The sequence below is a fragment of the Wolbachia endosymbiont (group A) of Udea olivalis genome, from assembly GCF_964028365.1.
Classification (GTDB): Bacteria; Pseudomonadota; Alphaproteobacteria; order Rickettsiales; family Anaplasmataceae; genus Wolbachia; species Wolbachia pipientis.
The window spans coordinates 1,327,505-1,353,107 of record NZ_OZ034773.1 but is presented as its reverse complement, the minus strand read 5'-3'; the positions used below and the strand labels follow the sequence as shown (position 1 = coordinate 1,353,107).

Sequence of the window (25,603 nt, the reverse complement as noted above, 5' to 3'; positions counted from 1 at the left end):
AGAATGTCAGATGATAAAACAAGTAGAGGATATTCTTTGCCTCATCCAGAAAATATTGCTGTGCAGGATGTTGTTCGTATCCGTACCACAATTGAGAAAATAGATGAAGATATTACCGAAAGAGAAGATGAGCACAATCAACTTAAGAGTAATTTTGAGCGGTTTAATTTTGAGACTTTTTTAAATTTTTGGAAATGAAAGAAGCAATATACCAAAGGATAAAGGATTTAGCAGCAAATAGCACACCTGATCAACTGGCATATCTTGCAAAATCGCTGGAATTGATAGCAGATAAAAAAGCTATTTCCAACGTTGTGCAGATGACTGAAGTAAAAGGAATAATTGATGCACTACAAAAGAGGCTTAAGGATTTAGCAGCAAACAGTACACCAGATCAATTAGCATATCTTGCTAAAGCATTGGAATCAATAGTCGACAAAAGTGCAGTTTCTGAAATTGTACAGATGACTGATGGTAAGCTAAAAGAGCTTCTTGATAGTGCAAAAAAACACTTAACTGATCTGGATAATAAAAAAGCTAGTTCTTTAGCAGTGATCTCTGAATCAGAGAAGCAGTTATTAAAGAGAATTGATGAAAAAGGAACAACAAATTTATCGCTACTTGATACGAGAAAGAATGCCAATATTGCAGCAATAAATAGCATTAGTAATAGTCATAAAGATGGTCTTAAAGGTTTAGTAGAAGATTTTCGTGCTGTTAATAATGTACCACCTGGCTCATCAATTATAGGAGAAATAGAAACTCGAATTGAAAACATCTCTAATGAGGTAAAAACTCGGGATGAACAGTTAAAAGTGTCTCTTATAAATGAAATAAGAAAGCGCAACATGGTTGAACCAGGGTCATTACCTTTCTTATTTGGTGTACTTGGCAGAAAAAATAATTATTTTGGCCACGGAACTTTTACGACAGAGCTTGGAAAGTGGAGTAGTGATATAACAAAAACTGACTATATGTTACAACTACTAGCAGGTAGCCATACGTACAATACAGATTACGTTAGTTTTTATCGGCCAAGACAACTAAGTTTTATAGAGGGAAGTAAAGGAACATTTATTTACGGAGAGTTATGCACAAAAAGTTTTTCTGGTAGTTATGATGAGATATACTATTATCCGTATGCTGCACTTGGAGTAGTATTTGTAAAAAATACAACCAATGTGAACATAAATAAGACAATAGAATTTGTTGGATCATCGTATTCGAGTACGGAGTATGGGGGAGCAGGATTATTTGTGGGAACTCCTGATAACACTAATTCTAATAAATCAAGTATTTCAAAAATAGTATGGAAAAATGTTTACCAATACATGAGTTCTGATAGCAAGTTAGCTGGATCTGGTAATGTGGAGATTCCAGCAGGAAAAACAGTTGCAATATTACTTTACACATCATCTTACCTGTATTCCAGGACACAAGTTAGTCAAGGTATGCTTGCATCAAATTATGTACACAACTATGGTCAATTTATTCAGTGGGGGATTTATAACATACGTAGCAATGTTCTAACTACAGGACTTGAAGTAGATGTGGAGAGAACGCTAAAAGCTTGGCAATGTCCAGGATTATCTAACACGTATGAGATTTGGAGGTAACAAACAATGTCTATCTACATTAGATTTGAAAATGATAAACAAGTAGAAACAACAACACTTGAAAGCAAGCCAACTGAAAATGATTGGTATGAAGCACCAGAAGATTTTGATTGGCAAAAAAGCTATTGTTTAACAGAAGGAGGCAAAATTGCTCAGCGGAATCAAGAAGATATTGAATTGGAGTTACTACAAAATGCGAAGTTTTCTGCACTTTCTAATCTTCATGCTTATTATGATAACTATACTCACCAATACTCAGGATATTCTCATCAGAAGTCTAAGTCGTACGAAATACAAGCAAAAGCCGCAGAGAACATTTTAGCAGCACCAGAATCTATAGACAAAAAAGATGCAGAAATTATAGAGCCATTAGCAAAAGTCCGAGGAATTTCAGTAGTAGAAATGGCAAGAATAATTCAGGAAAAAGCAAAAAGAGCGAAAAAAGCAATAATCAAGTGCGAAGAATTGGTGGATATAGCTGAAAGGGAAATCGGTGAAGCTAAAAGTAAGGAAGAGCTGCAAACTTTGCTAGATGATTGTAAACAAAAAATGCAAGAAAGTTGAAAAGGGGAAAAAGAAATGACAGAACAGTTTCTACATGGAGTAAATGTTATCGAGGTTACCTCAGGAGCGAGGACAGTACGAACAGCTAAATCATCGGTAATTGGAGTAATTGGTACTGCACCTGATGCTGACGGGCAAAAGTTTCCACTAAATAAACCAATATTAATAGCAGGAAGCTTAAAAGAAGCAGCAAAACTTGGTCAATCTGGGACTTTGCCTTCAGCTATTAATGCAATTTTTTCCCAAATTGGTGCAACAGTAGTAGTTATTCGAGTTGAGGAGAAAGTAGAAGAGACGCTCAGCAATGTCATTGGTGGAGTTAACGAAGAAACTGGAGAATATCAGGGAATTCAAGCGTTCTTAAGCAGTGAAAGCATAGTTCATGTTGCTCCAAGAATATTAATTGCACCTCAGTTTACTCATCAGTTACCTGAAATAGATGGAGTAAATCCAGTAGTGAGTGCTTTAATTTCCATAGCAGAAAAATTAAGAGCAATTATTGTTGCAGACGGACCAAATACTAATGATGAAGAAGCAATAAAATGGAGAAAAAGTGTAGGCAGCTCAAGAGTTTACGTAGTTGACCCATGGATTAAGTTATTTATTGAAGGAAAAGAAAAAATCTTGCCATCGAGTCCATTTGTAGCTGGTTTAATAGCTAAGATAGACAGCGAGCAAGGCTTCTGGCACTCACCTTCAAATAAAGAAATAAATGGTATTGTTGGAACAAGCAGGCCTATTGATTTTACGCTCGGTAATACAAATTGTAGAGCAAACCATTTAAATGAAAATGAAGTAACAACGATAATTCATCAAAATGGCTATAGGCTTTGGGGAAATAGAACATGTTCAAATGACTCAAAATGGGCTTTTTTGTCAGTGAGAAGGACTGCAGATTTAATCAACGATAGTCTACTTCGAGCTCATTTATGGGCAGTTGATCGCAATATTACCAAAACTTATATAGATGATGTGATTGAGGGGGTAAATTCTTATCTTGCAAATTTAAAAGCGCAAGGGGCGATTATTAGCGGAAAATGTTATGCAACTCCAGAGCTCAATACACCAACAAATATTGCAAGCGGAAAAGTGTCTTTTGATTTTGAGTTCACGCCACCATATCCAGCTGAACAGATTACTTTCAGGTCACACCTTGTGAGTGGCGCAATATTGTAAAAGGAGAAAGAGAGATGTTACCAAAGATCCTAAAGAATTTTAACGTATTTGTTGATGGTCGTGGCTATGCAGGAAAAATAGATGAAGTAACCTTGCCAAAACTTACCATAAAAACAGAAGAATACAGAGCTGGTGGTATGGATATTCCAATAAATATTGATATGGGCATGGAAAAGCTTGAAGCAGATTTCACTTTTTCTGAATATGACTCTGAGCTCTTTAGACTTTTCGGATTGATAAACAATAATGCTGTTTCTCTTACTTTAAGAGGAGGTTTGCAGGGAAGTAGTGATGCCGAATCAGTAGTAATTAACTTAAGAGGGCTCTTTAAGGAACTTGATTTTGGTAACTGGAAGGCTGCTGAAAAAGCAACACTAAAATGTATAATTGCTGCCAACTATTATAAGCTTACCATTGATGGCAGAGAATTGATTGAAATTGACGCTGAGAATATGATTCGCAAGATCGATGGTGTTGATCAAATGACTTCTATGCGCACAGCTTTAGGAATTTAACTAAAAGGGTAAAACAATGCAAAAAATTAAATTAACTGAACCAATAAAAATCGATGGAATTTTAGTTTCAGAGCTAACTCTACGCCGTCCAAAAGTTCGAGATCGTTTAGCTGTTGAACGTATGGGTAATAGCGATGCAGAGAAAGAAGTAGCACTGATTGCAAATCTTGCAAGTATTTCAAGAGAAGCAGTAGAAGAATTTGATTTAGCAGACTACAATAAGATTCAAGAAACGTTACAAGGTTTTTTGTCTCAGCAGAAGAATTGAGGTTGAGCATATTATCACTTAGCTCAATGGTTGGTGGTGGAATCAATCAGTGGCTTGATATGGATATTGAAGAATTTATTACTTGGTTTGAAAGTAGCGGAAAATTATACAAATGAAGGCAATTTCTATAGTAATTGGAGCAACACTGCAAAGCAGTTTTAATAGTACGATAGCAGGTAGCACGAAGCAACTTTCTCGTATTGGTAGTACGATAAAACAACTTGAATCATCAAGTAAATCAGTATTCAAGTTTAAACAATTAAGCCACGATGCTCTGCTTGCTAGGCGTTCTTGGAATGAACTAGAAATAAAAACAAAATCTCTTGCTCAGCAGATAAAAAATACAGGAGCACCAAGTAAGAGCCTGCAAAACGAGTTTACAAGGTCTAAAACTGCAGCGCTGAAAGCTAAAACAGCTTATTTACAAAAAAGAAGTGCTCTCCACCATTTACGCACGGAGTTCAGTAAAAGTGGTAGAGATATAAAATCTCTTATTGGAGATCAAGTTAAACTTGGCTCTTCTATTGAAAAGCTTAAAAATAACTATACAGCTTTAAATTCCGTAATGCAAAAACGTAAAGGAGTTTTAGCACAAAGAGCAAATTTCAAAGCTCAAATGATGGATGCTGTGGCACTTGGCCTCACCCTTGCAGCACCACTTAAGGCTGCAATTAGTTTTGAGAGTGCCATGGCTGATGTAAAGAAAGTTGTAAAGTTTGAAGATACAGATGTAAATGGCTTAACAAAACTTGGGGAAACATTAAAGGAAATGTCGCGTACAATTCCGCTATCTGCAGCAGAACTTGCGCAAATTACTGCAAGTGGTGGTCAACTTGGTATTAAAGCTAAAGATCTTACGACTTTTACAGACACTGTGGCCAAAATGGCAACTGCATTTGATATGTCAGCAGAAGAGGCAGGAGATGCTATTGCTAAACTTTCTAATATTTATCAAATTGAAATTGGTGAAATGGCAAATATTGGTGATGCAATAAATCATATTTCTGATAACACTGCAGCAAAAGCTAAAGACATTATTCCTGCGCTAAACAGAATCGGTGGTACAGCAAGGCAATTTGGTTTAACTGCAGTAGAAGCAGGAGCTTTAGCAAGTAGCTTCATTAGCCTAGGTAAAACTCCTGAAAAAGCAGGTACAGCAATTAATGCAATGCTCAGTAAGTTGCAAACAGCAAGTAAGCAAGGTGGCAATTTTCAAAAAGCTTTTCAGCAGCTAAAAATAAATGCTAAGGAATTTGAAAAAGCAATTGGCAAGAATGCACAAGGCACATTAGTTAAGTTTTTAGAAACAGTTGCAAAATTAGGTAAGCAAGAGCGTTCTAGTGTTCTCTTTGATCTCTTTGGCCTTGAATATCAAGATGATATAGCACTACTCATTGGTAGTCTTGATGAGTACAAAAAATCTTTACGATTAATAAACGAGGAATATAAGGGCTCAATGCAAAGGGAGTTTGAAAACAGAGCAAATACTACAGCAAATAACCTTCAGTTACTTAAAAACTCAATGGCAGAAGTGGGAATGAATCTTGGTTCTGTATTATTACCACCTTTAAATTTTACTGTTAATCTTCTGAAGTCAGCAACTACACAAGTAGCACTTTATGCCAAGGAGTATCCAGTATTGACTACAGTGATCATGAGCATGATTACTGCGTTGATTAGCATTAAAATAGCAGCCATATCTCTTGGATATGCTTGGACTTTTGTAAAAGGTTCCTTATTGGCTCTTTTATCTACTTGGAAAGTGTTTGGATCTGTTATTACTTTGGTAAAAATAGGTCTTTATTCTACTTCTGCAGTTTTTCCAGCAATTATTGCTGGATTTAAAGCATTAACAATTGCTGTGATGAGCAACCCTATGGGGCTGATTATTGGTGGTATTGCTGTTGCTGCAACTTTGATAATTACCAAATGGCAAGCAGTAAAGAACTTTTTTGTTACTATCTGGGAATCAGTGAAAATTGTATGGAAGTCTTTTTCTGATTGGGTAGGAAAATTTTGGAATAATATTACTCAGCCCTTTAGAACAATCAGTAATCTGTGGAATAAAAGAAATGAGTCTAAACTAGAAGTTAAGTCTGTAAATAACGTTATAAGTGATTCTCTTAAGTACCCCATTGCAGCACACAGTAAAGCTATAGAGAATAAAACTCAAAATAATCACTTCAGTATTAATATTCATTCAACTCCTGGGCAAGATACACGTAGCATTGCTGATGAAGTAATGGAGCGAATTAGAGAGCAATTTAGTGGCGCACTTTACGATATAAATTAAATTATGTTATCTCTTGGTCCATATAGATTTTCATTAATTGAGCAAGGCTTTACACGCAGAAGTGAATATCGCTGGCCTGCACTTGAGCGTATTGGAGAAAAGCCGTTGCTTCAAAGTATTGGTCCTGGAGAGGATATTGTTGAGCTTGCAGGGGTAATCTATTCAGGAGGGCTGAAGCAAATAAATAATATGCGAAATTCATCAAACCCTTTCTTACTCATTGATGGCCAAGGTAACATTTTAGGCCATTTTGTTATCGTGAAAATAGAAGAAACGCAGAAATATTTTTTTCCAAATGGTGAACCAAGAAAGATTGAGTTTCACTTAAGTTTGAAGCACTACGATAACGTGTTGTTAGATGGATCACTAAATAATCCCGTTGACAATATACAACTTGATGATGATGTACTACAAAACTAAAGAAAATGATATGTTAGATTTGATCTGTTGGAAGCACTATGGATTCAGCTCAGAAGCAGTTGAGGTTGTGTTAAGAGCTAATCCTGGACTTGCAGAGTATGAACTTCTTCCTGCAGGATTAATTATTAAATTGCCTGTCATTCAAAGAACGATACAAAAGCAAGTAGTAAAACTATGGGATTAAAATGACACCAGACTTTAGTATTTCAGTAGAAGGCATTTCCATCACTGAGTTGATAAAAAGTCGGTTAGTATCAATGCATATTACTGATGAAGCTGGAGTAATAAGTGATACTGCTGTAATTCATCTTGATGACCGTGATTCATTATTTGAGATTCCTAGAACTGGAGCAAAGCTGAATATTTTGCTTGGATATAAGGAAACTGGCATTATGCCGATGGGAGATTACATAGTAAATGAAATTACGATACAAGGTCCACCACAAGCACTAAAGATTAAAAGTCATGCAGCAGATTTGAAACAGTCTTTAAAGGAACAAGTATTTAATGAGTGGCATCAAATTACTTTAAATGATTTGGTGGAAAAAATTGCAGGTAACCATGGCTATAAAGCTAAAGTTGCTGCAGAGTTTGCAAATATCATGATATCACATATTGATCAGGCTGCAGAGAGCGATATGCATTTTTTGACCAGGCTTGCTCAAATTTATGGAGCAATAGCAAAACCTGCTGGAGGATATTTACTTTTTGTTTCAAAAGGGAAAGCAAAATCAGTTACCGGAAAAACTTTAAGCACTATTACTTTAACACCTAGAGATATTACAAGTTGGCAAGTAAGATTTAATGAGCGTAATCAATATGGCTCGGTTATTGCCTATTGGTATGATTATGAGAAAGCAGAGACGATGACGGAAAAAATGGGTAATCAGGAACCAAGCTATATTCTACGAGATATTTATGCAAATAGTGATTTGGCGCAAAGTGCAGCATCTGCAAAATTAAATCAGCTGATGAGTGGTGCAGCAACACTAAATATCACAATGCCAGGGAGTCCTGAATTATTTGCCGAAGCAAAGATCAACCTTTTGGGGTTTCACAAGGGAGTTTATGGTGAATGGATAATAAATAAGGCTGAGCATGTGATTGATAACCTGGGTTATCGTACTATCATCACAGCTGCTATGGGAATAATTGATAGTGAGAAAGTAAATTGATAATTTCCTCATAAATATCTTCTTTATTATTGTTTAATTCCTCTACAGCAAGATCTAAAGGAGTTTTTTTATCTTTGTTTTTAGCAAGAGGATTTGCTCCATTTTGCAGTAGAAATTTAGCAATTCCCAGATGTCCTTTTCGTGCAGCATAGTGCAAAGCTGTCCAGCTAAAAGCGTCAGTAGTATTTACATCAATGCCCTCTTCAATTAGAAATTTTACAACTTCTAAACAATCTCCGCTTGTGGCATAGTGTAATGATGTTGCACCAAAATAATAGGTATCATTGATATTTACTGTGTTTTTTACTAAGGATTTTACGTTATCCAAATTGCAACTTTCAGCTGCAATGCGTAATGCTATTCTATCCTCACTAGTTGTTTTACTTTTTATTGGTATGTTTTTTGAAGGTTTAAAGTGCTGAAACAAAAAGATAGCACATATTATTGGTATTATCGAGTTTATTAATAACTTTCCAAGAAGGCTAGATTTCATGTCTCTTATATTATTTGCATCGCTTGTTTAGTGCAATCAATTAACTTTATTTTAGAAAAGATTTTTTGGACGTAATTTTGATGAATCTTGTATATATCAATACGCAGCTATTTGTGCAAGAGAACTTTAAGATGAAAAACCAAAGTACAGGAAAGATCCCTGTAGCAGTAATTGCTACTATGGTGATACAAACAATAGCATTTATCTGGTGGCTGGCAAAACTCGATTTAAGAGTGCATATGCATGATAAATTTATAGAGCAAAATCAAAGGACTACAGAAATCATCTATCGCCTTGAAGAAAGGGTCAAAAACCTTGCTGAGGAAGTTAATGAACTTGAGCAGAGACAAAAATAAAAAAGTGGCAAAGTATATTTTATCTGTTGATGGAGGTGGAATCAGAGGAATAATTCCTGCCATTATTCTAGCAGAAATTGAATCTAGAACAAAAAAGCCAATTTCTCAAATTTTTGACTTAATGGCAGGAACCTCAACCGGTGGGATTATTGTTGCTGGACTTTGTAAAAGCAATAAACCTCAATACTCTGCCAATGATTTAGTTGGACTTTACCAAGAGTATGGAGCTTATATCTTTCAATCATCATTTTGGAGAAAATCAATTGCTTCTTGGCTGAGTGGTTCTCAGTACTCGTATAGAAATATGGAATTTATTCTCAACAAATACTTTGGTGAAAGTACTATGGCCGATGTTGCGAGTAATCTACTGCTCACCAGTTATGACATTCACAATAGTTGTGAATTTTTCTTCAAAAGTTGGAAAGAAAAAAACATTAAGTTGAAAGATGCACTCAGAGCTACAACAGCTGCTCCAACGTACTTCACACCAAAACGTCTGAAAATTAGCCAAACAGAGAGAGTGTTGATAGATGGCGGAGTGTTTGCCAATAATCCAGCGGCTTGTGCATATGCAAGTGCTAAGAGGTTATTTCGAAATGATGAGATTATACTGCTATCAATAGGCACTGGTGGAACAGATAGAAGTATAAAGTATGCTAACTCAAGGAGATTTGGCAAAATAGGGTGGATCAAGCCACTATTGAATGTGATGTTTGCTTCTGGATTGGATTGCGTTGATTATCAACTAGAACAAGTAATAGATGATAAATACATAAGAATACAATCGCAATTGAAAGTAGCATCGACTGAGATGGACAATATTACACTCAAAAATATCAAATTTCTTCAGCAAGAGGCAAGTAAAATGATAGAGGATAACCAGAAAGTGATAGACAAATTCTGCAAGCAAAATCGAAAACTATAACTGAGCTAGAAAAACAAAATAAGCGAGTTTCTAGTATCTACTTTAATAAATTTACTAAAATATTTTTTTAATATTATATATTGAATACAGAAGCACAAGAATTTCATCCAGTAATGCAGATAATTAATTATGTAATCACCTTTGTTGGTATTTTAATATATTGTGTAGAAATCAGTAAACTAATGTTGCTTTTAATTCAGGTTAAGTTTTGGAAGCATGATTTTCAAGTTCCTCAATAGATAAATCTGTTATTTTAGAAATAGCATTAACAGAAACGTCCAACATAAGTAGATTATTTGCAACCTTTATTGACTCTGCTTTGTAAATCAGGAATGTTGCACCAAATGTTGACATTAAACTTTATGATATGAGGTATCTTTGATGTTTTTACGCTACTAAATTCATGATATCCATCTCTTGGCGATTTAAGCCTATTTTTAGAGTATTTATAAAAAGACGATAAGACCCTTCTACATCTAAAGCCTAAAATGCAATTCTCAGATGATCTCTGACAGACGTTTTTTTCATCAACACATTCAAAACAATAAAAAGATTGAATATTTCTTCACAATTGTGTATAATTATTAATGCTTTGGTGCACGTAACGATTATACTTTAAAAAAAATATTGGCTACTGAGAAGAATGAAGACATCATCATCAGCGAAAAAAAAGGGCAAAAAACAGAGAAAATTGATGTAACTACTTAAGGAAGGTGTCTCTATTGCAGCTGAGACAGCTGATCACTCATGATCAAATAAAAAAGTTATAAGCACACAGATTGGATTACAGTATCTTTTTTAAGAAGAAGATTTATCTTGCTTAAAAACTTGTAGATACTATATTTTACATAAATTCTTCATGCGAGGCCTTTATGTTTACTAATAGAATATCTAATAATCTGGATCAGCTACAATTTTTTGTAGAGTTTTTAAATGAAAATTATGAAACTCAGAAACATCTTAGTCTTACACCACTACATTTAGCAGCAGGAAATGGTCAGTTGGATTTAGTCAACACTTTATTAGGAGAGGGTTTAGATATTAACTCAGAGATTAAATACGATGGCTTTACGCCACTGTATTTTGCAATTGCAAAAAATCGCTTAGAGATGGTTAACTTTCTTATTGCTCATGGAGCAGATGTAAACCATAAGACCATTCTAGGCTTTACACCTTTAAGTTTTGCATCCCAGCAAGGATATTTAGATATAGTCAACACCTTGATTGCAAATGGAGCAGATCTTAGTACTAAAACAGATAAACTTAATACACCTTTACACCTAGCAGCAGAGAATGGTCATCTAGATATAGTAAATGTTTTTATTGAAAAGGGATTAGATGTTAATGCTGTAAATAATGATCGAGCAAGACCTTTGCATTCTGCAGTACAAAATGGTAACCTCGAAGTAGTTAAAGCTCTTATTTCACAAGGGTCTAATATTAACGCTGGATCTTCAGGCATAGGTAATCGTAAAGTTGATGCAAACATTACACCCTTACATCTGGGAACACAAACTGGTAGGTTAGATATAGTTAAAGTTCTGCTTGAAGCGGGAGCAAACGTTAATGCAAAAACAGATGATAAGATTACACCTCTACATTTAGCGTCTCAAAATGGCTTTTTAGAGTTAGTAGACATTTTACTAAAAGCAAAATCTAATGTTAATGCTAAGGATTATGAGAATCTTACACCTCTGCATTTAGCAGCAGAACGTAATCACTTTGGAGTAGTTAAGTCTCTTCTTCTCGTAAAGGGAATTGATGTTAATGCTAAGGACCACGATAATTCCACAGCTTTACATATAGGATCTCAGAATGGTCACTTAGAAGTAGTGAAGATACTAATAGAGAAAAAAGCCAATGTTAATGCTAAAAAAAACGAAGGTTTTACACCTTTGCATCTAGCAATTCAGCAAAGTCATTTCGAGGTGAGTGATTTTTTAATTAAAAATGGAGCAAACATTAACACCGTGGATGATCAGAATTGGACTCCTTTACATAATGCAGCATATAATGGTTTTTCTTTAAAAATAGTAGAGAGCTTAATTGCAAAAGGAGCAAATATAAATGCAAAGATGGATGATGGTAGAAGAGCTCTACATTTGGCAGCAGAACATAATCGCTTGGAAATAATGAATTTCTTGATTGAAAATGGAGCAGATATTAATGCTCTAGATAACAGAAGTTGGACTCCTCTACATTGTGCAGCATATGATGGTAATTTAGAAGTTGCTAAATCTTTGCTTGATAAAGGAGCAGACATTAATGCTAAAACAGTTAAAAGTACTACACCTCTACACTTTGCAGTAGACCATGATCATTTAGAGGTGGTTGAATTGCTCTTAGAAAAGGAAGCAGATATTAATGCTTTAGATCACACAAATTGGACTCCTTTACATTTTGCAGCAGAAAAAGGTTATGATCAGATAGCAACCGTTCTATTGAAACATGGTGCTGATGTAAATGTAAAAGAAAATCAAAATAAAGGCACAGCCCTACATCTTGCAGCTCAATATGGTCATCCTAAGGTAGTTAAAACTCTTATTATAAATGGAGCGGATGTTAATGCAAAAATGGATAAAAATGCTACGCCTTTACACTTAGGGGCACAAATTGGTAATTTAGATATAGTTAGGTCTCTACTTATGAGCGGAGCATACTTTAATGCTAGAGCTGAAGGAGGTAGATATGTTTTACCATTACACTTTGCGGAAAGAAGAGGAAACCCAGAAGTAATAAAATTACTAAAATTGGTTGAGAAGTTATTTAAGGCTATAGAAGATAATAATTATTTAGGAATTGAGAGTTCCATTAGAGATGGAGCAATCATTGATTCGAAGAACGTGGATGGAAGAACGCCATTACATTATGCTGTTAATAATGGGCACATAAAAGTTGTAAATATCTTGCTAGCAAATGGAGCTGATGCTACTCAAGTTACTAACAAGGGTAATACACCATTACACACTGCTGCTTCCAAAGGTCATAAAGAAATTATTGAAGCTTTGTTACAACGTGTAAGCAACAATAAATTGAGTGATTTTATTAATGCTAAAACAATAGTTAAAGGCACTACATCGTTGCATGTTGCTACTGAAAATAGCTTTTTCGAAGCTGTAAAATCTTTGTTGAAACATGGTGCAATTTATAACATCAAGAATAAAGAAGGTAAAACACCACTTGATCTTTCTCGAGACCAGAATATTACTAACCTATTGAAATTAGTAGAAGAGCTATTTGAAAATGCAAAAAATGGTAATGTTGAAATTATCAGTAAGCTGAGAGCAATAAAACCCGATGAGCGCGTAGCTGTAACAAATGCTCGTGATGATCAAGGCAAGTCATTAGTCCAGGTTGCAGTAATCAATAAACACTCAAACCTTGCAAGTAGATTATTAGAAATATTAAAAAGTCCAGATCAGAGTTTACAAGATGTCAGCGTAGAAAATCGAGTAAAGAGTTTAAAGTTATAGCTCTCTTAAATGAAACTCTAATGAGGGTGCCAAGATCTAGAAAATATACAAAAATTTTGTTACAAAATAGTGAAATTTAGGAGGATTTTAAAAATATGCTAAATAATAATATTAACAAAGAATTAGAAAAAGCAGTCTATGAACGAAACTTAGAAAAAGTTAAAGCTCTTTTGTCTGCAGGTGCTAATGCTAACCTTAGAGTAGAAAGGAATAGAGATACGTTACTTCATACTACTAGTAGTGTAGAAATTACTAAAGAGCTTTTGTTAGGTGGTGCCGAAGTCAATTCAAGAAACATGTATAGTGAAACTCCACTACATTCTGCTATAACACTGGGGAAGGAATTAGAATTAGTTAGAGAACTTCTGAAACATGGTGCTGATGTAAATGCAACAAACCGTAAAGGCAATACTGCACTGAACCATGCTGTAAAAAAAAGTGGTAAAAATCTGGAAGTAGTTAAAGAACTATTAGAATATGGAGCTGATATTAATATAAGAAATCGTGAACGACGGCTTTATGATAATTGTTCCACATCTTTAGATAACGCTGTAAGTGATCTAGCATGCGCTAAATTGTTGATTAAATTTACTTTAGTAAGGAACTTCAATAAGGATTACGGAAAAATTATTGACTTATCTCCTTATAAAGGATGCAGTAATTACAGTAAATTATCAAGTTATCTAGATGACTGTGTTTGTGAAATTCTTCAAATGAAAACAGATGAAATAAAAGATAGCCTTCCACTATATGAATTTGTTACAAATAACTTCAACATACATGTACTATATAATAATCAATTATCTGTAAGACTAGCAAAAATTGATTATTCCATACGCTATCCTATATATAATGATATCATATTAGATAAGGTAAAACCTTTTTTAGAAAGAGCAGATTTGTTAAATAAGTTAAGTAAGATACAATTTTATACTAAATTAGATGTGGCAGATCAAGATGCCAAAGAAAAGAAAATTATTCTGGATCATGATTCTACATATAATATAACTGAATATCTATCTAATGATAACTTGTTAAACTTTATAGTAGCGTTTGATGATTCCAATAAACGTACTTTTCAATCTTTAAGTTCCTTAAATAATCTCGTAGAGCCTGGTACAAGACTTTATGAAACTTCTATAAGTAATGATACCAAACGTGCAAGATTAGAATAAATACATTTTTTGTCAGTACTAGAGTTTTTTATGAACAACAATTAGTCGTATGGTTCCAGAGAGGTGATACATAAGAGATTGCTATAATGCCAAAACACTAAATTTAGTGCTTTTTTATGTAAGTTGATCATCATTTCTCTTTGTTGTTTTCAAACGGGTTATTATTAGTAGGTGTTACTAAAAATTTAAACAACCAACACATTTCCCACACCCAAAATCAAATGTTGTGAAGGCTTTTCGTCCTGAAATTGCAGGATTAGTAGATATTCTCTCAAAAATATTTTATTAACAAAAGATGCTATTTTAATTTTTGCCATATTAAGTAAACTTTGCTATTCTAATACTGGTGTAAATATATCTCAGAGAGGGTTTATGCATGTACCTAAACAACAAACCAGTTTTTATCAAGAAGATAAACAGTTTTTATCACGTTCTTACACATCAAAAGAGGAGTTTATTAGAGAATATAAAAAGCTCTACCGCAGAAAAGCAAAAGCTGAAGAACTTTATCTCCTGGTTTTAACTGAACTCGAAGAGGCAATATCAGATGGTAATGTCGACAGCTTAAAAAAATTAAGCAATTTTATTGATTACATAAGTGATGCAGAAGATCAAGTAACTTTGAGAGACTATTATGATAATGCTAACAATCCTGTTAAGAGTACTAACTTAGTTATCTTAGCTTGTAAACACAATAAGATAAAGATTTTAGAATACCTACTTGGCAATAATAGTAAAATTCTCAGTAATTTATCTGTTGGCATCAGAGAAACTACTATATTACCAGATGATGAGGATGAAACATGCCATAATGCGTTTTATTATGCTATACGTTCAGGTAATGTTGAACTTCTTGATACACTCATTAATAAATGGCCAGGTAATTATTTTGCTGTTCATTTCAGGGAATTAGATGAAATTCTTTCACGAGCTTATGAGGAATTAAAACTAAAGAACGTATTCTTGTCAGAAGAGATAGAAATTTTTGTTGAAAATAAGTTGATAAACCTCCGTTTTTTCTCTAGTGCTTCTGGACAAGATCAGAATGTGAAGAGTTATCTTAATAACATAAGAGAGCGGATTGAGTTAGTACTTCAAAATATTAGCCTGTTAAAGGCAGAGTATTCAAACACAGAAAAAGTAGATGAAAAGTTTTTATTCATAGCAAAATTTATTGCACAAAATATTCATATATTAAAGCGGCAGTTGAAATCAACCTACGATAGACTACCTTGGGAAGAAATGGAATTTTGTTTGATCAGTTTTGTTTCTTCTCACATAAAACGACAGGAAATGAATCTATTCTATAATGCCACATTGAATAAAAGTAAAATACTAGACCACTTGGAAAATTTTGCAAAGAAACTTAAAGAAGAAAAAGATATTATAGAAGGTGTGGACATTGGTAAATTTGCTGATCTCCCGAAGTTAAAACGTGAGAGGGTTGTTGCAGAGATCGTTAGCAATTATCCTCAATTTGGAGAGTTGTATAGCGATTATCAACAAATTAGGGATATTCATTCTTTAGAGAAAATAAGTGATTATATAAAGTTGGCATTATCAGCTAATCCTAAAGAAAGGGAAGGACAGTTAATTATTACAAGGGTTTTACAGGTTATTGGTGAATATTTAAAAAACACTCTAGAATCTCCCAAGTTATCTAGCACTACAAGCGAGCTTCTTCTACTATCATTACCAAAGAACACAAGAGAAGTCATTATAGATTTACGTAACTCACTATCACATGCTTACTCGCTCTCTAAAAGAACAGAGATTGAGGAAAATACAGATGTTAACTTTTTTATTGGTGTTCAAAATGATACTAAAAGAATCGATAATGTAATTACGGATATTCTTTACAATAACAAGATTAAAATAGTCATAATATTGCTAAAGAAAATTACCAGTAGTGAAAACTTAGACGAGATAAAAGAAGTTGCTGGAATATTTAGTAACGTTGAATTAGATGAAATGATTACAGAGAGTTTTAAAGTGATGGAACATGATAAGCTTGAAAAACTCATAAAAGAATTAAGCAATAATATAACTGAAAAGACGAATTATGAAAAGGAGCTGTTTAATAAAATTGATAACATAATCAATTTTGCAAAAACTAAATCAAAAAATATCAGAACTGATTATGTTACGGCGTTTATATCATTAAAGAGCTTAGATGTTGGTTTGAATGACAATAAGATTGACCATAATGTTATTAGAGGAATAAAATTCTTTGCTAATAAAACACTAGAGAATATTCCTTCCCAAATAGAGTCTCACAATCTTAAAGAAATAGCCGAACTATCAATGAAAATTTCTCATAGTGTTAGGTCAAGAATACAGGATGACAACCTTGATAAAGTAAATAGATTAACTTGTGAGATTTTTTACATTGCTGAATTTGGAACAGGTGACCTTAAATGGATTGAGGAATTAAGAAACAAGTTGAATGAGAAAGGTTCGTTTATTCCTATACATAAACAAAGGAAGGCTTACAACATAACAGAAGAAAAATACAATAACCAGCTTGAACTGAAGTTATCTGAACTGAAAAGTATTTTGAGGAATAACGCATTAAGTGGCAAGTTAACTGAAAAGCTTCCTTCCTACAAGAGGAATAAAAAGTTGCAAGCAGTAGTAGAAATGCTTGTTCTGGATATAATGTCAATTTTAGGTAGATCAGAGAAGCATCTAGAAAACAATCTACTTTTTTTAGATGATAACACTCCTTTATTAACTGGAAAATGTTTGCGTAATCATTTAGCACACGATAATACCTTAGTTGATGTATTGTTATCTGATCCCTCAATAGCAGTTATCTTGAACGCTAAAAAACTTATTTCAGAAAATGTAATAAAAAGTAAGAAGAAAATTGGCAAGTCGGTAAGAGATGATCCTTCCAAGCTGAAAGATAAATACGATCAAAACCTTATCACTATTACTAATCAGGAAAAAATGTTTGCTGCGTTGGAAGAAGGAAATCTTGAAGACTTAAAGAGTTATCTCAAAAAAGGAGCAGACATCAATGCTAGAAGTATTAACTCATGGACTACATTACATTTTGCTGCTAAGGGACCTAGTCTTGAAATTATAAAATTTGTTCTTAATCAAAATTTAGACGTTAATGTTAAAGATATTAATGGTCAAAGCCCACTACATATTGCTGCTGCATATGGAAGGAAAAATATTGTGGAATTTTTTATAGGAAAAACAGGTGTATATGTTGATGATCTAGATAATAGTGGCAAAACATCACTACATATTGCAGCTAAAAATGGTCACAAAGATGCTGTTGAAATTCTACTAAAAAATAATGCTAATACTAATACCAAAGATATAGCTGGTTTTTCACCTTTACACTATGCAATAAAAAACAATCATATTGATGTTGCTAAGATTATGCTGGAAAAAGAAGCGAATGTTGACATCAACGAAACTATGGGTGGCTTTACTTCACTACATATAGCTGCAGAAAGTGGTTATCTAGGGCTAGTTAATTTTTTACTGAAAAATGAGGCAAATGTTAATGCAAGAAACGATAAGGAGGGAATACCATTACATACAGCAGCACTAAATGGCCACCTAGAAGTAGTGAATGCTTTAATTCTCAAAGGAGCCGATGTTAACTCCAGAGTTATAGATGGTTGTACACCATTACACTATGCAATAGAAAACGGTCATGAAAAGATAGCTAATATTTTATTGAAGCATGGAGCTAATGTTAATGTTGTTGACAAAACCTATAATAACACACCTTTGCACTACGCAGCAAAAGATGGACATGAGAAAATTGTTAAGGCTTTACTGACAAATAAGGCAAATGCTAGTATTGCCACTGTGGAAGGTATAACCCCACTACATTTTGCAGTGCAGAGTGGCCACTTGAAGATAGTTGTTGCTCTTCTCGAGCATGGGGTTAACATTCGCGCTAAAGATAAAAATAATGCTACGCCATTACACTATGCAGCAGAGAGTGGTCATAAGGCAGTTGCTGAGCTTTTAATAAAAAATGGAGTAGAAATCAATGATAAAGCCAATAATAATCTAACACCATTACATGTAGCTGCTCTGAAAGGTCACAAAGATATTATTGAACTCCTAATAAGAAATAAAGCTGAAGTTAGAGCTCAAGACATTAAGGGTAGTACACCATTACATGCAGCTGCGATGAATGGTAGCAAAGATATTATTGATCTTCTAATAAAAAATAAAGCTGAAGTTGATGCTAGAACTAATGATGGCATGACGCCATTGCATGTAGCTGCTCTAAGTGGACATAAAGACGCTATTGCTTTTCTAATCAAAAGTAAAGCTGAAGTCAATACTAGTGCTAATTATGGTCTTACACCTTTACATGCAGCTATTGTAGGGGGTCACAAAGATATTGTGAACCTTTTAATAAAAAATGAAGCCAAAGTTAATATGGAAGGTATTGCAGGTAGTACACCATTACATGTAGCTGTGGAGGAAGGTTATAAAGAAATCGTTGGAATTTTGGTAGCAAATAGAGCCAATGTTAATGTTAAGAGTAACAACCTAACACCATTGCTTTCTGCTATTAAGCATAATCATAAGGAAATCGTTGAAGTTCTTGTAGAAAATGGAGCTAGTGTTAATGCAGAAGGTGATGAACCTTTATCATTAGCAGTGCTCGCTGGTTATAGGGATATTGTAGAGATTTTGCTAAAAAACAAGGCCCGTACTAATATGAAAGGTCCTGAAGATGCTACACTATTACATTTGGCTGCTAAAAGAGGCCACAAGGAAATAGTAAATGCTCTGATAGCAAGGGGAGCCAATGTTGATGCTATGACTATTAATAGTACAACACCATTATATCTTGCGGCACAAGAAGGCCATGAAGAAGTTGCTGAAATTTTGATAGCAAACAAGGCTAACGTTAACTTTGTAAATGTTGAAGGTGCTCCACTACATATAGCTGCAGGACACGGCCATGTTAATGTTATTGAAGTCCTATTAAGTAATGGAGCAAAAGTTAATGTTAAGGACAATAAGAGCAGAACACCTTTAGAATTAGCAGTTGCACATGGTCATTTGCAAGTGGTAAAAATGTTACTGCAGTATAAAAAAGTAGATATGAATGCTAAAGGCAATGATGATTGGACTATACTGCACATTGCTTCACAGGAAAGTAACTTGGAAATGGTAAAATGTCTAGTAGATGAAGGGTCTAATATTAATGCTAAAAATGCCTCTGGATCAAAGCCTATACACATTGCAGCTAGAGAAGGTTATAAAGATACCGTAGAGTTTTTCCTTAGCAAGGGGTTGAGTATTAATGAGCTTGGTACAGCTAACCAGACATTACTACACTATGCTGCAATGAAAGGTCGGTTAGAAGTTGTAAAGTATTTGATAGCACAAGGTGCTGACGTTAATGCTAAAGATACTAATGGCTTAACCCCTATGCATATTGCTGCTAATTTTGGTTATAAAGACGTTATTGAAGTTTTATTAAAAAATGGTGCAGTTTATAACGCTGTTGACAAGCTTTGTAGAAGACCATTAGAAATGACTAACGATAAAGACGTTATCAATCTATTAGCATCAACTGAGAAATTATTTGAGGCTGTAAAACGTAATAGCTCTTCAGAGATTGAGAATTACATTAAAGCAGGAGCGTTTGTTAATGCCAAAAATGCTGATAGTGTAACACCATTATATTATGCTGCATGGAAGGGCTATGATGGAGTTGTCAATATTCTATTACAAAATAAAGCTAATCCTAATGTGGTTGGTAACAAGGGGTTTACTCCTCTGCATTATGCTGCTAAGTTCTCTCACTTAAAAGTTGTAAAGGCCCTATTATCTAATGGTGCAGTATACAATGCTGTCTCTGACAGTGGGAAAACACCATCAGATTTTACTGTGGATAAAAGTATAACTAGCTTATTTAAACTAGTCAGTGAATCATTTAAAAAGGTTAAAGATGGTAATGCTCAAGTTATTAATGACCTAAATAAGATAAAGGATATTGATACAGTAAAAGCAGTGATGAGTGCTCGTAATAGAGAGAACAAAACGTTAGTAGTTGCTGCAGTACATAGTAACTTTTCAAAAGTCGAGCAGTTGAAGCAGATATCGCAAAGTGACGTATCCGCTCAGATTGATACAGCTTTAGTGCTCTTGAATCAAGGCAATTACCAAAAAGCCTTAAGTATTTTCAGAAGCGCATTTGAAAGAAGAAAAGAAATACTAGGACCAGACAATCCTGGTACTTTAGATATTCAGACATATATAGCCAAAGTGCTATATAAGCAAGGAATTTACCAAGAAGCTTTAAATATGCTTAAAGAGATTTTTCAGAAACAAAAAGAAATGCTGGATTTAAACGATAAGGATACTTTAAGTACAAGAAGTACAATCGCTTTAGTGCTGCATAGACAGGGGAAAGATGAAGAAGCTTTTAATATTTATCAAGAAGTCTATCAGAGACAAAAGGAAATACTAGGGTCAAATCATTCAGATACCTTAAATACTCAGTTTCACATGGCATTAGTATTAGATAAACAGGGAAAATATGAAGAAGCGTTAAATATCAATAGGGCAGTTTTTGAAAAGAGGAAAGAAACACTAGGTACACATGATCTAGCCACTGTGAGTGCCAAAAATAATATAGCAATGGTACTAGCTAACCAAGGTAAATACGAAGAGTCCTTAAAAATCTATAAAGAGGTTTTTGAAAAGAAGAAAATAATTTTAGGTATTAATCATGCTGATACCTTGAGAACGTTACATAACATTGCTGGGGTACTCTTCAATCAAAATAAATATCATGAAGCCTTGAAAGCTTTTCAAGAGGTTTTAAATATCCAGAAAAAAGCTTTACAACAAAATCACCCAGAAACCTTGAATACTCAATACAACATAGCAAATGTACTTTTTGCTCAAGGGAAATGGATCAGCGCACTTAAAGTCTACAGAGAAAGTTTTGATCAAAGAAAAGCTGTTTTTGGACCAAGTCATCCGAGTGTTTTAGATATTTTAAAAAAGATAGAGATGATTAATTTTAGATTTAAGCTTGAGGGTAGCGAAGCATCAGAGGTTCTCCAGCATCTGCAGAAAGATATCAACATTGCTGCTAGTAAAGGTGATATACGAACTGTTCAGCGTCTGTTAAAAGATGGAGCTGATGCCAACGATAAAGATATTGATGGAAGAACACCGTTGCATTACGCTGTTAGCAATGGACACATAGATATTGTAAACATCTTACTAACAAATGGAGCTAATGTTAGTCAAGTTACTAATAAAGGTAATACACCATTACACACTGCTACTTCCAAATGTTACAAAGAAATTGTTGAGGTTCTGTTACAACATATCAGTCGTGATAAATTAAATGACTTTGTTAATGCTAAAACTACTTCTAGTGGTACTACATCACTTCATGTTGCAGCTAAAGGTGGCTCCTTGGAAGTTGTAAAATCTTTATTAAAACATGGTGCAATTTATAACATTGAGAACAAAGAAGGTAAAATACCTATTGATCTTTCTAAGGACCAAAAAGTTACTAACCTACTGAAATTAATTGAAGAATTGTTTGGAGATGCAAAAAAAGGTAATGTTGAAATTATCAGCAAGCTTAAAGCAGTAAAACCTGATGAGTTTATAGCTGTAACAAATGCTCGTAATAATCAAGGGAATACATTATTGCAAGTTGCTATAGCCAATAAACATAAGAATATTGCAACTAAATTGTTAAAAATGCTGAAGGAGCCAGATCAAAATTTACAAGACGTCAATATAGAAAGTGGAGTTAAAAGTTTGAAACTTTGAATAATACTATTGAAATATTTATATATAACCTAAGTTAATATTATACTTAAATCAGTTACAATATCTGAGTTTCAGCAAGCCATAGAGTCAAATTAAGGAAAGTAGATATAGAAAAAAGTACAAATTTTTGGTACATGGGCTACTTTATACTCCACATCACAGCTACAAGTTTACCATTTTATTCTATTAGACATATTTATTGCGTTAAAGGAGAGTATACGTAAACACCTGGATTTATTACAGAAACTAAAACACTGCAAGATATTAAAAATATTATGTTTAAACTAGTTTGACTTATATTATATACTGTGGATAATATATCATCTATTTATGATTATATTAATATAAGGAAAATGTTATAATCTGGAGGGTAAGTAGTTATGCTAGGCAATGATAATACAAGCTACAGTTTAATTTCTGCAGTTCGTGAAGGAAGACTAGAAAGAGCAAGGGAGTTAATTAATTCTTTTGGACTATCTTATTCACAAGCATGGTCAGAAGGATATGTTTTACTTCGTGATGCTATTGAGAATAAACATACAGCGGTTACTAAACTACTTTTAACAAACGGTTCTAAAGTTAACAGCAAAAACAAAAAACCTTCTAATACTCCACTTCATTTTGCTGCTATAAATGGTGACATAGAAATTGTTAAGATGCTTCTAGACAGAGGTGCTAACATTGATGCTAAAAATCAGTATGGCAGAACTCCGCTTCACAATGCGATTGAAAATAAGAAAATGGAAATTACCGAACTACTTTTAAATCGTGGAGCTAACATTAACGTCAGAAGCAATGATGGTATAACTCCTCTTCATATTGCAGCTGAGAGAGAGTATTTACAGATTGTTGAGCATCTTTTAAAATATGGAGCTTATGTTAATTGTGTGTGTACTTCAACATGGAAAAAAGGTTATGCACCACTGCACTTTGCTGTTGAAAAAGGTAGTAAAGAAGTTATCACGTTGCTTTTAAGTAGAGGTGCTAATGTTGATGTTAAAGGGGAAGATAGTATAACCCCTCTTCATATTGCTGCTAAGAAAGGATATATGCATATTGCCGAAGATCTTCTAAACCATGGTGCTTGTACTCATTCTTTCACATTGAAGGAAGGATATACGCCACTACATTTTGCTTCTGAACTAGGCAATGAAGAAGCTGTGAAATTATTCTTGAATAAAGGTGCTGATATTAATGCTAGCACAAATAGTAATTTAACGCCACTTCATATTGCTACCAAAACAGGACGTAAAACAGTTGTAAAGCTGCTCTTACAACATGGAGCTAAAGTTGATAATCAGGACAAAGATGGTAAAACCACACTACACCTCGCTGTTGAAAAAGGATATTTAATGATTGTTGAGGATGTTTTAAAGTATTGTCCTGATATTAATCATCAAAGTAACAGAAGCTCTCTTAAAATCGCAGTGCACGGCTATGGAGAAGAGTATAAAAAGATTGTTGAGGCTCTTCTAGAATATGGTCTTATTGTTAATCTCGAAGATGCAAATAATCCTAAGTTATTACATGCTGCTGTTGAAAAAGGATATTTGAAAATTGTTGAAGACCTATTGAAGTATGGTGCTGATGTTAATACGTTACACAATTCAACATCTAAAGAAGGTTTTACACCTTTACATAGTGCAGCCAAAAACAAACAGGAAGAAGTAGCTAAATTATTGATAAGCTATGGAGCTGATATAAATGCTCAAGACAAAACTGGAAAAACTCCAATATTTTATGCTACTGAGAATGCCGATTTAAAAATTACCAAGCTACTTTTAACTAATAGAGCTAATGTAAAAGATAATCCTGAGCTATTGAATATTGCTGTTAAGAAGGAATGCATAGAAATCGTTGAAGCTCTTTTGCAACACGATACTGATATTAACGCTAGTGATAAATATGGAAGAACAGCATTGCATTTTACTGCTTTAAGTGAGAGTGAAGGTTTTTTTGGATTTCTTACTAATGAAGATCCTGATATTAATATTAAGGGAGAAATTGCTAAACTGCTTCTAAGTAAGGGAGCTAATATAAATGCTCAAACCAAAAATGGTATTACGACGCTTCATGCTGCTGCTCAGAAAGGATATACGAAAGTTGTTGAAGCTCTTTTAGAATATAATGCAGATGTTAATTCTACAGTTAAAAGTGATATAACACCTCTCCATCTTTCTGCTCAACAAGGAAATGAAGTAATTAGCAAAATGCTCTTGAACAAAGGAGCTAACGCAAACGCTAAGCAAAAAGATGGAATAACTGCGCTTCATATTGCAACTCAAAAAGGCCATAAAGAGGTTGTAAAAGTATTGCTAGAATGCGGTGCTAAAGTTGGTTCTAAAATTAAAAGTGACATAACACCACTGCACCTGGCTGCTCAAAAAGGTTACCAGGAAATTATTGAGACTGTCTTGAAATTTGGTGCTGATATTAACTCTAGAGATGAGTATGGCAGAACAGCACTTCACATTGCTTCTAAAGAAGGACATGAAGAAGTTGTTACAACTCTTTTGGAATATGGCTCTGATATTAATATTACGAGTAGAAATAATCATACACCACTTGATTCTGCTATGGCTGGTATAAGGTCATTCTATAGTCAACTCAACAACTATGACTCTGATGATGATGGTTATTACGATCCTGATCGTGGTGTCTGTTCGTGTGAAGTAACTGCTGAAGCTCTTAAACGCCACATAGTTAAAATGAAAACCGCAAATTTATATGTAAGTGAAAAAAATTTACTATCAATGAGTATCAGTGGTGAAATAAGTGGCTTTCAGGATGAATGTGAGGAAGAAATAGCAAGGATGAAGAGTGAGAAGATTAATAATCCTAACATTTCATTTTATGATATCTTGGCAAAAGGTACAAGCTCATTAGCAATATATATGAGGAATGAAAATATAGTGCAGGTTTTAAAATCAGACGACTATAAAACAAAATTTCCAATATATGCTAGTATGATCGAAAGTCATTTCAGAAAGGGTATGGAAAGAAAAGAGTTACTTGAACAAGGCAATAAAATTTTCCATTTTCTCTTTAACAATTTTCCTGAGTTACCATATGACTGTACTGAAAAAATATTTAGCTACCTGAGTAACGAAGACTTAAGAATTTTGATAGATGCTTGTAACCCTCTTAGCATCAGTAATCCTAATACTAATATTAACAATGTAGTGATTACCTCAAGTACATCTCAAGTACAGTACGTTTAAGTTAAGGAAAAATAGCAGAACAAGCTACTTTCAACATTAAGTAATGGCTTTAGTAATTTAAAGATTATTTTAAAGGTTTTATGGAAATATTCAAAAAAGTATACGTGTCAAGTTAAGGAAAAATGAGCAAATTTAG

At 33.9% G+C, this 25,603-nt stretch carries 18 protein-coding genes; 16 read left to right on the top strand and 2 right to left on the bottom strand.

All coding sequences use genetic code 11. The features are described from left to right. Positions 1-3 precede the first annotated feature (3 nt). The 10 genes from ABWU32_RS06345 (at position 4) to ABWU32_RS06300 (ending at position 8,027) form a co-directional block, all read left to right on the top strand. Complete coding sequence (locus tag ABWU32_RS06345; RefSeq protein WP_214303255.1) at positions 4-198, top strand: hypothetical protein; 195 nt, start codon at positions 4-6, stop codon at positions 196-198. Next, the gene (locus ABWU32_RS06340; RefSeq protein ID WP_264683024.1) at positions 195-1,616 is read left to right on the top strand and encodes a hypothetical protein; all 1,422 of its coding nucleotides are present in this window, start codon (positions 195-197) and stop codon (positions 1,614-1,616) included. Before ABWU32_RS06345 ends, ABWU32_RS06340 begins: the two co-directional genes overlap by 4 nt. A gap of 6 nt (positions 1,617-1,622) precedes the next feature. Continuing rightward, positions 1,623-2,180 carry a hypothetical protein gene (locus tag ABWU32_RS06335; RefSeq protein WP_264683025.1) on the top strand — a complete coding sequence of 186 codons (558 nt, stop codon included), beginning with the start codon at positions 1,623-1,625 and terminating at the stop codon, positions 2,178-2,180. Positions 2,181-2,195: 15 nt separating this feature from the next. Then, entirely contained in the window at positions 2,196-3,356 is a 1,161-nt protein-coding gene (locus tag ABWU32_RS06330; RefSeq protein ID WP_264683027.1) for a phage tail sheath subtilisin-like domain-containing protein, read from the top strand. 14 nt (positions 3,357-3,370) lie between these two features. Then, the gene (locus tag ABWU32_RS06325; RefSeq protein WP_065094343.1) at positions 3,371-3,871 is read left to right on the top strand and encodes a phage major tail tube protein; all 501 of its coding nucleotides are present in this window, start codon (positions 3,371-3,373) and stop codon (positions 3,869-3,871) included. Positions 3,872-3,887: 16 nt separating this feature from the next. Further along, a complete protein-coding gene (locus ABWU32_RS06320) occupies positions 3,888-4,139 on the top strand; it encodes a phage tail assembly protein (RefSeq protein WP_015588509.1) in 252 nt (83 codons plus the stop codon). A gap of 112 nt (positions 4,140-4,251) precedes the next feature. Continuing rightward, complete coding sequence (locus ABWU32_RS06315; RefSeq protein WP_353278583.1) at positions 4,252-6,432, top strand: phage tail tape measure protein; 2,181 nt, start codon at positions 4,252-4,254, stop codon at positions 6,430-6,432. Positions 6,433-6,435: 3 nt separating this feature from the next. Further along, positions 6,436-6,852: a phage tail protein gene (locus tag ABWU32_RS06310; RefSeq protein ID WP_341824331.1), complete on the top strand. Its 417-nt coding sequence runs from the start codon at positions 6,436-6,438 to the stop codon at positions 6,850-6,852. Further along, on the top strand, positions 6,830-7,036 hold the full coding sequence (locus tag ABWU32_RS06305; protein WP_264685331.1) for a tail protein X: 207 nt from the start codon (positions 6,830-6,832) through the stop codon (positions 7,034-7,036). The genes ABWU32_RS06310 and ABWU32_RS06305 overlap by 23 nt, the downstream gene beginning before the upstream one ends. 1 nt (position 7,037) lies before the next feature. Next, the gene (locus tag ABWU32_RS06300; protein ID WP_341824330.1) at positions 7,038-8,027 is read left to right on the top strand and encodes a phage late control D family protein; all 990 of its coding nucleotides are present in this window, start codon (positions 7,038-7,040) and stop codon (positions 8,025-8,027) included. Here ABWU32_RS06300 and ABWU32_RS06295 read toward each other — a convergent pair. Next, positions 7,993-8,520 (bottom strand): ankyrin repeat domain-containing protein, encoded by a 528-nt coding sequence (locus ABWU32_RS06295; RefSeq protein ID WP_341824329.1) that lies wholly within the window; start codon positions 8,518-8,520, stop codon positions 7,993-7,995. The genes ABWU32_RS06300 and ABWU32_RS06295 overlap by 35 nt on opposite strands. Before the next feature lie 131 nt (positions 8,521-8,651). On the opposite strand from ABWU32_RS06295, the gene ABWU32_RS06290 reads away from it, so the two are divergent. Together ABWU32_RS06290 and ABWU32_RS06285 are read left to right on the top strand one after the other, a co-directional pair. After that, on the top strand, positions 8,652-8,876 hold the full coding sequence (locus ABWU32_RS06290) for a hypothetical protein (RefSeq protein WP_065094365.1): 225 nt from the start codon (positions 8,652-8,654) through the stop codon (positions 8,874-8,876). A 4-nt stretch (positions 8,877-8,880) separates the two neighbouring features. Continuing rightward, positions 8,881-9,801, top strand: a complete 921-nt coding sequence (locus ABWU32_RS06285) for a patatin-like phospholipase family protein (protein ID WP_341824346.1) — start codon at positions 8,881-8,883, stop codon at positions 9,799-9,801. 201 nt (positions 9,802-10,002) lie between these two features. Here the strand turns inward: ABWU32_RS06285 and ABWU32_RS06280 are convergent, their stop codons facing one another. Further along, positions 10,003-10,155 (bottom strand): hypothetical protein, encoded by a 153-nt coding sequence (locus ABWU32_RS06280; protein ID WP_174516912.1) that lies wholly within the window; start codon positions 10,153-10,155, stop codon positions 10,003-10,005. A 518-nt stretch (positions 10,156-10,673) separates the two neighbouring features. Here ABWU32_RS06280 and ABWU32_RS06275 point away from each other — a divergent pair. The 4 genes from ABWU32_RS06275 (at position 10,674) to ABWU32_RS06260 (ending at position 25,467) form a co-directional block, all read left to right on the top strand. Continuing rightward, complete coding sequence (locus ABWU32_RS06275) at positions 10,674-13,274, top strand: ankyrin repeat domain-containing protein (protein ID WP_353278580.1); 2,601 nt, start codon at positions 10,674-10,676, stop codon at positions 13,272-13,274. A gap of 95 nt (positions 13,275-13,369) precedes the next feature. Further along, entirely contained in the window at positions 13,370-14,449 is a 1,080-nt protein-coding gene (locus ABWU32_RS06270; protein ID WP_174516910.1) for an ankyrin repeat domain-containing protein, read from the top strand. Positions 14,450-14,821: 372 nt separating this feature from the next. Continuing rightward, positions 14,822-22,246 carry an ankyrin repeat domain-containing protein gene (locus tag ABWU32_RS06265; protein ID WP_353278578.1) on the top strand — a complete coding sequence of 2,475 codons (7,425 nt, stop codon included), beginning with the start codon at positions 14,822-14,824 and terminating at the stop codon, positions 22,244-22,246. A 380-nt stretch (positions 22,247-22,626) separates the two neighbouring features. Continuing rightward, a complete protein-coding gene (locus ABWU32_RS06260) occupies positions 22,627-25,467 on the top strand; it encodes an ankyrin repeat domain-containing protein (protein ID WP_353278576.1) in 2,841 nt (946 codons plus the stop codon). Positions 25,468-25,603: the final 136 nt, after the last annotated feature.

Bases quoted from the DNA above. Each gene is read 5' to 3' on its own strand.
- ABWU32_RS06275 (WP_353278580.1), top strand. From the start codon at position 10,674: ATGTTTACTAATAGAATATCTAATAATCTGGATCAGCTACAATTTTTT.
- ABWU32_RS06315 (WP_353278583.1), top strand. From the start codon at position 4,252: ATGAAGGCAATTTCTATAGTAATTGGAGCAACACTGCAAAGCAGTTTT.
- ABWU32_RS06290 (WP_065094365.1), top strand. From the start codon at position 8,652: ATGAAAAACCAAAGTACAGGAAAGATCCCTGTAGCAGTAATTGCTACT.
- ABWU32_RS06335 (WP_264683025.1), top strand. From the start codon at position 1,623: ATGTCTATCTACATTAGATTTGAAAATGATAAACAAGTAGAAACAACA.
- ABWU32_RS06260 (WP_353278576.1), top strand. From the start codon at position 22,627: ATGCTAGGCAATGATAATACAAGCTACAGTTTAATTTCTGCAGTTCGT.
- ABWU32_RS06340 (WP_264683024.1), top strand. From the start codon at position 195: ATGAAAGAAGCAATATACCAAAGGATAAAGGATTTAGCAGCAAATAGC.
- ABWU32_RS06330 (WP_264683027.1), top strand. From the start codon at position 2,196: ATGACAGAACAGTTTCTACATGGAGTAAATGTTATCGAGGTTACCTCA.
- ABWU32_RS06300 (WP_341824330.1), top strand. From the start codon at position 7,038: ATGACACCAGACTTTAGTATTTCAGTAGAAGGCATTTCCATCACTGAG.
- ABWU32_RS06320 (WP_015588509.1), top strand. From the start codon at position 3,888: ATGCAAAAAATTAAATTAACTGAACCAATAAAAATCGATGGAATTTTA.
- ABWU32_RS06280 (WP_174516912.1), bottom strand. From the start codon at position 10,155: ATGTCAACATTTGGTGCAACATTCCTGATTTACAAAGCAGAGTCAATA.
- ABWU32_RS06305 (WP_264685331.1), top strand. From the start codon at position 6,830: ATGATGATGTACTACAAAACTAAAGAAAATGATATGTTAGATTTGATC.
- ABWU32_RS06265 (WP_353278578.1), top strand. From the start codon at position 14,822: ATGCATGTACCTAAACAACAAACCAGTTTTTATCAAGAAGATAAACAG.
- ABWU32_RS06345 (WP_214303255.1), top strand. From the start codon at position 4: ATGTCAGATGATAAAACAAGTAGAGGATATTCTTTGCCTCATCCAGAA.
- ABWU32_RS06295 (WP_341824329.1), bottom strand. From the start codon at position 8,520: ATGAAATCTAGCCTTCTTGGAAAGTTATTAATAAACTCGATAATACCA.
- ABWU32_RS06325 (WP_065094343.1), top strand. From the start codon at position 3,371: ATGTTACCAAAGATCCTAAAGAATTTTAACGTATTTGTTGATGGTCGT.
- ABWU32_RS06270 (WP_174516910.1), top strand. From the start codon at position 13,370: ATGCTAAATAATAATATTAACAAAGAATTAGAAAAAGCAGTCTATGAA.
- ABWU32_RS06310 (WP_341824331.1), top strand. From the start codon at position 6,436: ATGTTATCTCTTGGTCCATATAGATTTTCATTAATTGAGCAAGGCTTT.